We start from the raw sequence: 12,125 nt of genomic DNA on the forward strand, positions 1-12,125 counted from the left end.
GTGGACAACCGCCTGTGGACAACCGGACGGGAAGCGCAGCGACCGCCCGCGGAGCCGGACTCCGCGCCGCACCGACGGAGCCCGGCCAACGGGGCCCGCCCGGACGAGGAGGCGGCTTCAGCCCGCATATCCGGACGACGAGGCGGCCTCAGCCCGCGTATGACGAAGAGGCGGCCTCAGCCCGGGTATATCGGCGCCGAACCGTCCTTGACCACCTTCTGCCACTGCGCCCCGGACGGCAGCCGGACGATCCCGTCGTCCTTCGACCGGGCCACCAGCGGCACCCGGTCGTCCTCGGAGGCGGCGATCGCCAGCACGCCCGTGAGTGCCGCGGGCGCCGGTCCGTCCGGCGTGGAGCCGTCGACCTGCACGTACCGCGTCTGCTGCACGCCGCCCTGCTCACGCCCGACGACCACGAGCCGGCTGTCCCCGGCCCAGGACATCGCGGTGACCTCCTCCGAGCCGGGGGTGGCGGACCGCAGCTCCAGGACCGAGACCTCCTGCTGGTCGTCCGACCTGCTGCGCTCGATCCGCCCCACCAGCAGCGACTGCTTGCCGTCCTTCTCCACGACGAGCGCGATCCGCACCCCGTCGGCGGCGACCCGCACGTCCTCGATGCGGCCGTTCAGCTCGGGGATCTGCACCGCCATCGGCTGGCCGACGCCCTGCGCCAGCATGTACAGCTGCGGATCGGCGGCGTTCCGGTCGGCCACCCACAGGTCGCCCCTGGCGTCCCAGCTCGGCGCCGTCAGCCGGTCGTCCTCGGTCGCTCCGTGGCTGGTCAGCACGGCGTCGCCGAGCGAGCCGTCCGACGCGAGCGAGGTGACGTACAGCGACCTGCCGTCGCTGCTGACCCCGGCCGCGGTCCGCTCGTCGCGGGCGACCGCCACCGACTGCAGCGGCTTGGTGCCCGCCCCGAACGGCCCCGGCACGGCCACCGCGCCGGTGCCGGTCCCGCCGGCCGTCATCCGCACCAGCCGGTGCTTGCCGTCCAGGAAGTACAGGTAGTCGGGCCGCTTGGCGGACGGCCGCCAGGCGGTCGCCTCGGCCTCTTCCTCGGTGACGTCGCACATCCGGCCGCCGCCGACGGACTGCAGCGCCACCGATTCCACGGTGGGCGTCAGGTTCCGCAGCGTGAACAGCAACTCGGTCGCCATCTCGGTGCACTTGACCGAACCGATCCGGGACGCCTTGACGTTCAGCGGCACGGTGACCCGGTTCTGGTCGTCCGGCGTCAGCCCGGACACGCCCTTCTTCAGAGCCGTACCGGTCGGGAAGCTCGACCGGACCACCGGGCCGAGCCAGGTGGTCGGGCCGTTGATCAGCGAACGCACCAGCTGGGTCGTCGGATCCACCCGGCTGCGGACGAAGACCGGATCGGCGACCGCCACCGGCTGCCCGGTCTCCCCCGCGGACGTCCCCGACGCGAAGTAGTACTTGTTGACGGACGTGTAGTTGCGCTGGAAGTCGGACTTGCCCATCACGACGCCCTGCGGCAGCGAGTCGATCCGCCACTGCCCGCTCTTGGCGTCCTTCGTCAGGTGCACCGTCCTCTGATACGTCCCGGCGGCGGGCGTGTACGCCTGCTGCGCGTCGACGGTCGCCACCCGGCTGCCCTGCAACGTGTACGTGATGCTGTCCGTGCCGTCCCGGCCGGCCGGGCGCGGATCCGTCTGGATGCTCGGCCCGTTCGCCAGCACGGTCGCCTGCGAATCCGGCCGCCAGATCTTCGCGGCGGCCGGGCTCAGGTACTTGCGTGCCGTGTCGTACCGCGGATCGTCACTGGTCAGGGCCTCCAGGAAGCCCTGGACGATCTCGGTGGAGGAGGCGTCCTGCTGCGGCGGCATGGCGAAGACCCGCACCTGCGTGTCCTGCCGTGGCGTGGACTCGACGTCCCGCAGATCACCGCTGTCCGGCATGGAGGCACAGCCCGCCAGCAGTACGGCTCCGCAGGCGGCGTACGCCGCCGCGCGCACCGGTCCGGGCCGCGCGCTCCCCTCGCGGTCACCGACCACGAAATGCCTCCCCTGGCTTGTTCGACTCGTCCGGCCCGCCGACGCTCCCGTCGTCCGCCGGGCCGGTACCGGGCGTGCTCTCCTGGCGCCGCGCGCTCCCGCCGGGCCTGGGCACCACCCGCGCCCCGTTGCCGGGCAGCGCCGTCGGGTCGGCGGTCGGGGTCACGCCCGCCATCCGCTGCGCCATGGGAGCGAGCGCCGCTCCCTGCCCGCCGCCGGACTGCATCGGCACGGTGGCCCGCTTGCCGTCGCCGCCCGGCAGACCGGCGTCGCTGAGACCCCGGTTGCGCCGGGAGTCCTTCGGCTCCAGGGGTATCGGCGAGCCCCGCAGCGGCTCGTCGGCGGTCCTCGGCAGCGTCAGCCGGAACTGCGAGCCGCCGCCCGGCTCTCCCCACGCCTGCAGCCAGCCGCCGTGCAGCCGCGCGTCCTCCAGGGCGATCGACAGCCCGAGGCCGGTTCCGCCGGTGGTACGCGCGCGTGCCGGGTCCGCCCGCCAGAAGCGGCTGAAGACCCGCGTCGCCTCGCCGGGCTTGAGGCCGACGCCGTAGTCGCGCACCGCGATCGCCACCGCGCCGCCGGCCGAGGCCAGCTTGACGACGACGTCCTTGCCCTCGCCGTGCTCCACGGCGTTGACGACCAGGTTGCGCAGCACCCGCTCCACGCGCCGGGCGTCCGCCTCGGCCACCACGGGCTGCAGGTCGCCGAGCACGCGTATGTGCGTGCCCTTGCGCTCCGCGAGCGGCGCGGCCCCGCTGACCACGCGCCGCACGACCTCCCTGAGGTCTATCGGCTCGGCCTCCAGCGCCGCGGCGCCCGCGTCGAAACGGCTGATCTCCAGGAGGTCGGCAAGCAGCGACTCGAACCGGTCCAGCTGGTCGGCGAGGAGCTCCGCGGACCGCGCGGTCACCGGATCGAAGTCCTCGCGCGCCTCGTGGATGACGTCGGCCGCCATCCGTACGGTCGTCAGCGGCGTACGCAGCTCGTGCGACACGTCCGACACGAACCGGCGCTGCATCCGCGACAGGTCCTCCAGCTGCTGGATCTTCAGCTGGAGGTTCTGCGCCATCTTGTTGAAGGCCTCGCCGAGCCGCGCGATGTCGTCCTCGCCGGTGACCTTCATGCGCTCCTGCAGCCGCCCGGCGGACAGCCGCTCGGCGATCCCGGCCGCCATCCGCACCGGCGTCACGACCTGCCGCACCACCAGCCAGGCGATGGCCCCGAGCAGGACGACGACGAACAGACCGGCCGTCGCGAGCGTGCCCTTGACCAGGCTGAGGGACTTCTCCTCCTGGGTGAGCGGGAAGAGGTAGTACAGCTCGTACGGGTCGCCGTTCGGGTCGTTGACCTGCTTGCCGATGACCAGGGCGGGCTGCGACTCCTTGTCGCTGTCCGTGTAGACGATCCGCGTGTAGCTCTGCGCGGCGGTCATGGTCCCGTTGATCCGGGTGCGCAGGTCGTCGGGGACGCTGGACGCCGGGTCCACCTGGCCGGAGGCGCGCGGACCGCGCCCGCCGCCGCTGTTGTCGCCCGCGGGCAGCGTCACCACGTCGAAGGCGCCCTGGCCGCCGCTGGACAGGGACTCGACGAGGTCGCTCATCCAGGGGGTGAGGTTCTGCGACTGGCGTCCGTCCGGTGACACCGTCGTGTCCCCGGTGCCGGTCGCGGCCTCGTCGGCCTTCTGCTTGGCGACCGCGAAACCGCCGGTGGCCTGGCTCTGCGAGGCCTTCACCTTGGCGTCGAGGAGGCCGTTGCGGACCTGCCCGATGACGACGAAACCGAGCAGCAGGACGACGCCCAGCGACATCAGCAGGGTCGTGACGACGACCTTGAGCTGGATGTTGCGCCGCCACAGCCGCATGACCGGCAGCAGCGGCCGGCGCACCCAGCGCATGAACAGCCGCAGCACCGGGCTGCCCTGGACCCCGCCCTGCAGCAGCCCGCCCTCGACGAGCAGCGCCCAGCGCGAACGGGGCCTCTTCACGCCGACAGGCCGCTCCGGACGGTCCCCGGACCGGCCGGGGGCCGCAGCGGCACTGTCCTCGGACATGTCAGCTCGGTCCGGCCTTGTATCCGACACCACGGACGGTCACCACGATCTCCGGACGCTCCGGGTCCTTCTCGACCTTGGAGCGCAGCCGCTGGACGTGAACGTTGACGAGACGGGTGTCCGCCGCGTGCCGGTAGCCCCAGACCTGCTCCAGGAGCACCTCGCGCGTGAACACCTGCCACGGCTTGCGGGCGAGCGCGACCAGCAGGTCGAACTCCAGCGGGGTCAGCGCGATCGACTGCCCGTCCCGCTTCACCGAGTGCCCGGCCACGTCGATGACCAGGTCGCCTATGGCGAGCTGCTCCGGCGCCGGCTCCTCGGACCTCCGCAGCCTGGCGCGGATCCGGGCGACCAGTTCCTTCGGCTTGAACGGCTTCACGATGTAGTCGTCGGCGCCCGACTCCAGGCCCACGACCACGTCGACGGTGTCGCTCTTCGCCGTGAGCATCACGATCGGCACCCCGGACTCCGCCCTGATCAGGCGGCACACCTCGATGCCGTCCCGGCCGGGCAGCATCAGGTCCAGCAGCACCAGATCGGGCTTGGTCTCACGGAAAGCGGCCAGCGCCTTGTCGCCGTCGGCTACGAAAGACGGCTCAAAACCTTCACCACGCAGCACGATGCCGAGCATCTCGGCCAGTGCGGTGTCGTCGTCGACGACAAGGACTCGTCCCTTCATAAACGACATCATCCCATTCTCATAACGGTGAAGGTTGCGCAGGTGACCAGGGTCACCGGCCTGTGACGATAGCCGCAGGACGGCGTCACTGTCTGCCCACGTATGCGGGGAGACCGGGTGCGGGCCCATGACGGCCGCCGGGCACCCCTTGACGGCCGACGCCCCCCGCCCTGCTCATCGCCACAGGTCGAGGGGTCGTTTCGGCGGTTGCACCGGCCTTGTCAGCCGATCGGCACCTGCCGTGACCTGGCGGACAGCTCCGCCAGCGCCTCGGCCGTCACCGGCGAGAGCACCCCGTGCTCGGTGACGATCGCCGTCACCAGCTCGGGCGGCGTCACGTCGAACGCCGGGTTGTACGCCTGGGTCCCCAGCGGTGCCACCGGAATCCCGCCACCCGCTCCCGTCACCGCCACCTGCGGCGCTGTGACCTCGGTCACCTCGTAGCCGGGGCGCTGCTCGACCTCGATGGACGCCCCGTCCGGCGTCTCCGGATCCACCGTCGTCAACGGCGCCACCACGATGAACGGCACATGGTGGTACCGCGCCAGCACCGCCAGCGGATAGCTCCCCACCTTGTTCGCCACCGATCCGTCGGCCGCGATCCGGTCCGCTCCGACCAGCACCGCGTCCACCTCGCCCGCGGCGAACAGGGAACCCGCCGCGTTGTCGGTGAGCAGGCTGTACGCCATGCCGCTGCGCGCCGCCTCGTACGCCGTCAGCCGGGCGCCCTGCAGCAGCGGACGCGTCTCGTCCACCCAGAGCCGCCGCAGCCGCCCCGCCCGGTGCGCCTGCAGGGCCACCGCGAACGCCGTTCCCTCGCCTCCCGACACCAGCGACCCGGTGTTGCAGTGCGTGAGGATGCGGTGGCCGCCGCCCGGCAGCAACTCGTCGAGGAGAGCCAGCCCGTGCCCGGCCATTCGGGCGCTCGCCTCGGCGTCCTCGCGGTGCAGCGCCCGCGCCGCGACCAGTGCCGCCACCGCCGCCGCCCCGGTGTCACCGTTCTTGGCCAGCGCCGACCGGTACGCGGCGACGGCCCTGCGCACCCCGACGGAGAGGTTCACGGCCGTGGGCCGGGCACCCTCCAGCGCCAACGCCGCCTCGTCGACGTCGAAGCCCCGCACGGCGGCGAGCGCGACGCCGTACGCCCCCGCTATGCCCAGCAGCGGCGCTCCGCGCACCGCGAGCGTCCGGATCGCCTCGACCAGCGCCGACGCGTCCGTGCACACCAGCTCGACCTCCTCGGCCGGCAGTCTGGTCTGGTCAAGAAGGACCACCACGGGGCCCTCGGGCGGCTCCTCCCACCGGATCACGGGCATTCCTGTCGGCCGCTTGTCCTCGCCGGTTTGCGCGTACTGATCAGCCATGCCGTCAGTCTGCCCCGGATTCGGCGGACAATTGAAGGTGCGGAGCCTGTACCGCGGCAGGTCACTGGGTGACCTGCCCATGGCACGATGGCAGCCAACCTGCCACCGCGACCGCGGACGGGCACCGTGAAGGAGCTTCGATGAACGACACTCCGGGCTGGGCCTCGCCCGGATCCGCCCCGTCCGACGGGCGGGAACCCGGCGCGTCCGCCCCTGCCGACCGCCCCGTTCCCGCAGGCCCTGCCGAGCAGCCCACCGACCAGCCGGGCACCGACCCGCAGGACTCCGGCCCGAAGTGGTCCAAGGACCAGCCGCCGCCCGGCCAGTGGTCCGCGCCCACCGGCGCCCCGGCACCGGGCCAGGCACCGCCGCCGCCACCGCCCGGCCCCGGCTGGGGCGGCCGGCCCCCCGGCGGCGGTTACGGAGGCTACGGCGGCCCCGGTGGACCCGGCGGCTACGGCGGCCCGCCCGGCGGATACGGGCCGCCCGGCGGCTACGGAGCCTGGGGCGGCGGCTGGGGCGGACCCCCGCCCGCGGCGAAGCCCGGCGTGATCCCGCTGCGCCCGCTCGGCGTCGGCGAGATCCTCGACGGTGCCGTCTCCACCATGCGCACCTACTGGCGCACGGTCCTCGGCATCTCGCTGACGGTCGCCGTCGTCACCCAGGTCGCGGTCATCCTCCTCCAGGGATTCGTCCTCAACGACGCCGAGACCACCGACGCCCTCAACGAGCCCGGCGCCTCCCTCGGCGAGGTGTCCCGTGCCGCGGGCGAGGTCATGGCCGGCTCGGGCGCCGTCCTGCTGATCTCGCTGGTCGGCACGATCATCGCGACGGCCCTGCTGACCACCGTCACCAGCCGTGCCGTGCTCGGCAGGTCCGTGACCACCGGCGAGGCCTGGCGCGACGCGCGCCCGCAGGTACTGAGACTGTTCGGCCTCATCGTCCTGCTGGGCCTCATCGTGGTCGGCGTCCTGCTGGTCGGCGCGCTGCCCGGCATCGTCGTGGCGATCGCCGGCGGCCCCGGCGGCGCCATCGCCGCACTGCTCGTCGTGGGCATCCTCGGGGGCGGCGTCGTCGCCCTCTGGCTGATGATCCGCTTCTCCCTGGCCTCTCCCGCCCTGATGCTGGAGAAGCAGGGCATCACGAAGTCGCTGGGCCGCTCCGCCAAGCTCGTCCGCGGCTCCTGGTGGCGGGTCTTCGGCATCCAGATCCTGGCGACGATCATCGCCAACGTCATCTCCTCGATCGCCGTGATCCCCTTCGCCGTGATCGCCGCCATCCTCAGCGGCGACGGCTACTCCGGCTTCCTGGAGAGCACCAACACCAACGTCGGCTGGACGTTCCTCGTCATCAGCGGCATCGGATCGGTGATCGGCTCCATGCTGACCTTCCCGATCAACGCGGGCGTCACCGTGCTCCTCTACATCGACCAGCGCATCCGCCGCGAGGCCCTCGACCTCGAACTGGCCCGCGCGGCCGGTGTGGAGAACCACGGCGCCGGCGCCGCCGGCACCGTCCCGGGGAGCTGATGCGGTGAGTCCGGGGGGAGTTCTCACCGCGGCGCCCGCGGTCCTGCCGCACGCCGCCGACAAGGCCGTACGCGGCCTGCTGCGGGCCAGGGAGGCAGCTCTGCTGTCGCCGGCCGGCTCCGGCGACCAGCCGCCCGTGACGATCCCGCGCGACCCCGCGCGGGAGGCGGCACGGCGCGAGCTGGCCAAACGGATGTACCACGAGAACGACCCCGGGCTGTTCCAGCGAGCCCTGAGCGCCTTCCTGGACTGGGTGGGCCGCATGCTGTCCGCCGCCGCGTCCGCGACCCCCGGAGGCACGCTGGGCCTCGTCGTCGTGGTCCTGGCCGTCATCGCCGTCATCGGCGCCCTGTGGTGGCGTCTGGGCACACCGCACCGCCGGCCCGTCTCCGCCGCCGCACTGTTCGACGACCGCCCCCGCAGCGCCGCCGAACACCGCGCGGCCGCCGAGGCGCACGCCGCCCAGGGCCACTGGAACCAGGCCCTCCAGGAACGCATGCGCGCCGTCGTCCGCTCCCTGGAGGAACGCGCCCTGCTCGACGTCCGTCCGGGCCGCACCGCCGACGAGGCCGCCGCCGAAGCGGGCCGCGTCCTGCCCGCCCACCCGGACCGGCTGCGCGCCGCCGCCCGCGAGTTCGACGACGTGACGTACGGCGGCCGCAGGGCCACCCAGGCCTCGTACGAGCGCATCGCGGAACTCGACCGCGACCTGGAACGCACCAGGCCCACGCTCACCGCGAGCACCGCGAGCACCACCCACCACGTCCGCAAGGGAGACGCCGAATGACGACCGGCGTAGCCCTCGCGCCCACCACCACCGCGCCCACCACCCGCCAGCTCTGGACGCGCAGCCGCGGCATCGTCCTCGCCGTGGTGCTCCTGCTGGCCGGTGCCGTCGCCATCGCCGTCATCCGCTCCGACAGCAGGCACGGCGAACTCGACCCGCGCTCCGTCGACCCCTACGGCAGCCGCGCCGTCGCGGAACTCCTCGCCGACCGGGGTGTCTCCACCCGCGTGGTCACCACCCTGTCCGAGGCCCGCGCCGCGGCCGGCCGGGACACCACCCTGCTGGTCGCCGTCCCCGACCTGCTCACGCCCAGCCAGCAGTCCCAGCTGCGGCTGTCGACCGCCGGATCGGGCGGCCGCACCGTCCTGGTCGCGGCCGGCACCACGTCCGTCGAACGGCTCGCCCCCGGCGTCACCGCCGACCCCGCCACCAGCCCGAGGTCCACCCTGGACCCGCACTGCGGCCTGGCCGCGGCCCGCCGCGCGGGCAGCGCGGACACGGGCGGCATCCGCTACACCACCACGCACCTCGACGCCGACACCTGCTACCCAAGCCAGCGTCTGGCCACGCTGATCCGTGTCCCCGCGGCCTCCGGAGGCGGCGACACCGTCGTCCTCGGCTCGCCCGACATCCTGCTCAACGACCGGCTCGACAAGCAGGGCAACGCCTCGCTCGCCCTCCAGCTCCTCGGCTCCCGCCACCATCTGGTCTGGTACCTCCCCTCGCTCTCCGACTCGTCGGCCGCCGGCACCGACGACCAGAAGACCTTGTTCGACCTGCTTCCCTCCGGCTGGCTGTGGGGCGCGCTGCAGCTCTTCCTCGCCGCGGTCCTCGCCGCCTTCTGGCGCGCACGCCGCCTCGGCCCGCTGGTGCCCGAGAAGCTCCCCGTGGCGGTCCGCGCCTCCGAGACCGTCGAAGGCCGCGCGCGCCTCTACCGCAAGGCCAACGCCCGCGACCGGGCGGCCGCCGCCCTCCGCGCCGCCGCACGCACCCGGCTCGCCCCGCTCGTCGGCGTCCCCGTCTCCCAGGCGGACGCCCCCGAGGCCCTGCTGCCCGCCCTTTCCGCCCATCTCCGCGGCGACGGCCAGGCCCTGCACTCCCTGCTCTTCGGACCGCCGCCCGGCGACGACGCGGCCCTCATCGCCCTCACCGACCAACTCGACGCCCTCGAAAGAGAGGTACGCCGTCCATGATGGACCCGACCACTGACAACGCCGGGACCACCGGGAACCCGGCCGACGCACGGGCCTCCCTGGAGGCCCTGCGCGCCGAGATCGCCAAAGCCGTGGTCGGCCAGGACCCCGCCGTGACCGGCCTCGTCGTCGCTCTCCTGTGCCGCGGACACGTACTCCTCGAAGGCGTCCCCGGCGTGGCGAAGACCCTGCTCGTCCGTGCTCTCGCCGCCGCGCTCGAACTGGACACCAAGCGCGTCCAGTTCACCCCCGACCTGATGCCCAGCGACATCACGGGCTCCCTCGTCTACGACACCCGCACCGCGGAGTTCTCCTTCCAGGCCGGGCCGGTCTTCACCAACCTCCTCCTCGCGGACGAGATCAACCGCACCCCGCCCAAGACCCAGTCCTCCCTCCTCGAAGCCATGGAGGAACGCCAGGTCACGGTCGACGGCACCCCGCGTCCGCTGCCCGACCCCTTCCTGGTCGCCGCCACCCAGAACCCCGTCGAGTACGAGGGCACGTATCCCCTCCCCGAGGCCCAACTCGACCGCTTCCTCCTCAAGCTGACGATCCCTCTCCCCTCCCGCCAGGACGAGATCGACGTCCTCACCCGCCACGCCGAGGGCTTCAACCCGCGCGACCTGCGCGCCGCCGGCGTACGCCCGGTGGCGGGCGCCGCCGACCTCGAAGCCGCCCGCGCCGCGGTCGCCAAGACGACGGTCTCCCCCGAGATCACCGCCTACGTCGTCGACATCTGCCGTGCCACGCGCGAGTCGCCGTCCTTCACCCTCGGCGTCTCACCGCGTGGCGCCACCGCCCTCCTCGCCACCTCGCGGGCGTGGGCCTGGCTGACCGGCCGGGACTACGTCATCCCCGACGACGTCAAGGCCCTCGCCCTGCCCACCCTCCGCCACCGTGTCCAGCTCCGCCCGGAGGCCGAGATGGAGGGCGTGACCGCCGACTCCGTCATCAACGCGATCCTGGCCCACGTCCCGGTCCCCCGCTGATGCCCGTCACCGGACGCGCCGCCCTCCTCGCGGCCATCGGATCCATCCCTCTCGGCATCTGGGACCCGAGCTGGACGGGCATCCTCGCCGTGAACGGCTCGGTCGCGCTGGCCTGCGCCTGCGACTTCGCCCTGGCGGCTCCCGTACGCCGCCTGGTGCTGACCCGCTCCGGCGACACGTCGGCGCGCCTCGGCGAGAGCGCGGACGTCACCCTGACCGTGACGAACCCGTCGGGACGCACCTTGCGGGCCCGACTCAGGGACGGCTGGCCGCCGAGCAGCTGGCTGCCTGGCACGGAGATCGAGGCCTCACGCCACCGCCTCACCGTCCCGCCGGGCGAGCGCCGGCGCGTGACGACCAGACTGCGTCCCACCCGTCGCGGCGACCGCCAGGCGGACCGCGTCACGATCCGCTCCTTCGGCCCCCTCGGCCTGTTCTCCCGCCAGGGCGGCCACCAAGTGCCCTGGACTGTACGGGTTCTGCCCCCGTTCACCAGCCGGAAGCACCTGCCGTCGAAACTCGCTCGATTGCGTGAACTCGACGGCCGCACCAGCGTCCTGACCCGCGGCGAGGGCACCGAGTTCGACAGCCTGCGCGAGTACGTTCCCGGTGACGACACCCGTTCCATCGACTGGCGCGCCACCGCCCGGCACTCGGCGGTCGCCGTACGCACCTGGCGTCCCGAACGGGACCGGCACATCCTCCTGGTGCTCGACACCGGCCGCACCTCGGCCGGCCGGGTCGGCGACGCGCCGCGCCTGGACGCCTCGATGGACGCGGCGCTCCTCCTCGGAGCGCTCGCCTCACGCGCGGGCGACCGTGTGGATCTGCTCGCCTACGACCGCCGGGTGCGTGCCCGCGTCCAGGGCCGTGCCGCGGGCGACGTCCTGCCGTCCCTGGTCGACGCGATGGCCACGCTGGAGTCCGAGCTCGTCGAGACGGATGCACGTGGGCTGACGGCCACGGCCCTCCGGGCGGCTCCACGCCGCTCTCTGATCGTTCTCCTGACGACGCTCGACACCGCGCCTGTCGAACAGGGTCTGCTGCCCGTGCTCGCTCAGCTGACCCAACGGCACACGGTGCTGCTCGCGTCGGTGGCCGATCCGCGTGTCGCCCGGATGGCGATGGCGCGCGGAGACGCCGACGCGGTGTACGAAGCGGCGGCGGCTGCGCAGGCCCAGAGCGAGCGGCACCGCACGGCGGAACAACTCCGTCGGCGCGGTGTGACGGTGGTGGACGCGACGCCTGAGGATCTCGCCCCCGCACTGGCCGACGCATACCTGGCCCTGAAAGCGGCGGGCCGGCTCTGAGATTCCGTGGCAGGCCCGTCGACGGGCCTGCCACTCTTCTTCCGCTCCTCAGCGAATAAAGACTCCTGGAAATGCAGAAAGGCCCACACCATACGGTGTGGGCCTTTCCCAATATTTGTTCGGCGGTGTCCTACTCTCCCACAGGGTCCCCCCTGCAGTACCATCGGCGCTGTAAGGCTTAGCTTCCGGGTTCGGAATGTAACCGGGCGTTT

General features: G+C 73.0%; 9 protein-coding genes and 1 rRNA gene. 5 read left to right on the forward strand and 5 right to left on the reverse strand.

The window, feature by feature from the left end; translation table 11 throughout:
* Window positions 1–176: 176 nt before the first annotated feature.
* From ACIQOE_RS07015 to mtnA, 4 genes are all read right to left on the reverse strand, one after another.
* Complete coding sequence (locus ACIQOE_RS07015; protein WP_401410045.1) at window positions 177–2,015, reverse strand: LpqB family beta-propeller domain-containing protein; 1,839 nt, start codon at window positions 2,013–2,015, stop codon at window positions 177–179.
* On the reverse strand, window positions 2,005–4,062 hold the full coding sequence (gene mtrB, locus ACIQOE_RS07020; RefSeq protein ID WP_401410047.1) for an MtrAB system histidine kinase MtrB: 2,058 nt from the start codon (window positions 4,060–4,062) through the stop codon (window positions 2,005–2,007). The genes ACIQOE_RS07015 and mtrB overlap by 11 nt, the downstream gene beginning before the upstream one ends.
* Window position 4,063: 1 nt before the next feature.
* Window positions 4,064–4,753 carry a two-component system response regulator MtrA gene (gene mtrA / locus ACIQOE_RS07025; protein WP_015659998.1) on the reverse strand — a complete coding sequence of 230 codons (690 nt, stop codon included), beginning with the start codon at window positions 4,751–4,753 and terminating at the stop codon, window positions 4,064–4,066.
* Window positions 4,754–4,962: 209 nt separating this feature from the next.
* A complete protein-coding gene (gene mtnA, locus ACIQOE_RS07030; protein WP_365571797.1) occupies window positions 4,963–6,105 on the reverse strand; it encodes an S-methyl-5-thioribose-1-phosphate isomerase in 1,143 nt (380 codons plus the stop codon).
* Window positions 6,106–6,245: 140 nt separating this feature from the next.
* Between mtnA and ACIQOE_RS07035 the strand changes: the two genes are divergently transcribed.
* Genes ACIQOE_RS07035 through ACIQOE_RS07055 form a run of 5 tightly spaced genes read left to right on the forward strand, consistent with a single transcriptional unit; the run spans window position 6,246 to window position 11,913 of the window.
* Window positions 6,246–7,634, forward strand: a complete 1,389-nt coding sequence (locus ACIQOE_RS07035; protein ID WP_401410050.1) for a hypothetical protein — start codon at window positions 6,246–6,248, stop codon at window positions 7,632–7,634.
* Between the two features lie 4 nt (window positions 7,635–7,638).
* Window positions 7,639–8,421 (forward strand): DUF4129 domain-containing protein, encoded by a 783-nt coding sequence (locus tag ACIQOE_RS07040; RefSeq protein ID WP_401410052.1) that lies wholly within the window; start codon window positions 7,639–7,641, stop codon window positions 8,419–8,421.
* Window positions 8,418–9,614, forward strand: a complete 1,197-nt coding sequence (locus ACIQOE_RS07045) for a DUF4350 domain-containing protein (protein ID WP_401410054.1) — start codon at window positions 8,418–8,420, stop codon at window positions 9,612–9,614. The genes ACIQOE_RS07040 and ACIQOE_RS07045 overlap by 4 nt, the downstream gene beginning before the upstream one ends.
* On the forward strand, window positions 9,614–10,603 hold the full coding sequence (locus tag ACIQOE_RS07050; protein WP_351323128.1) for a MoxR family ATPase: 990 nt from the start codon (window positions 9,614–9,616) through the stop codon (window positions 10,601–10,603). Before ACIQOE_RS07045 ends, ACIQOE_RS07050 begins: the two co-directional genes overlap by 1 nt.
* The gene (locus ACIQOE_RS07055; RefSeq protein WP_401410056.1) at window positions 10,603–11,913 is read left to right on the forward strand and encodes a DUF58 domain-containing protein; all 1,311 of its coding nucleotides are present in this window, start codon (window positions 10,603–10,605) and stop codon (window positions 11,911–11,913) included. The genes ACIQOE_RS07050 and ACIQOE_RS07055 overlap by 1 nt, the downstream gene beginning before the upstream one ends.
* Before the next feature lie 117 nt (window positions 11,914–12,030).
* Here the strand turns inward: ACIQOE_RS07055 and rrf are convergent.
* Window positions 12,031–12,125, reverse strand: a 5S ribosomal RNA gene (rrf, locus tag ACIQOE_RS07060); the annotation flags it as partial.

Source organism: Streptomyces sp. NPDC091282, assembly GCF_044757385.1.
GTDB classification, from domain to species: Bacteria; Actinomycetota; Actinomycetes; order Streptomycetales; family Streptomycetaceae; genus Streptomyces; species Streptomyces gramineus.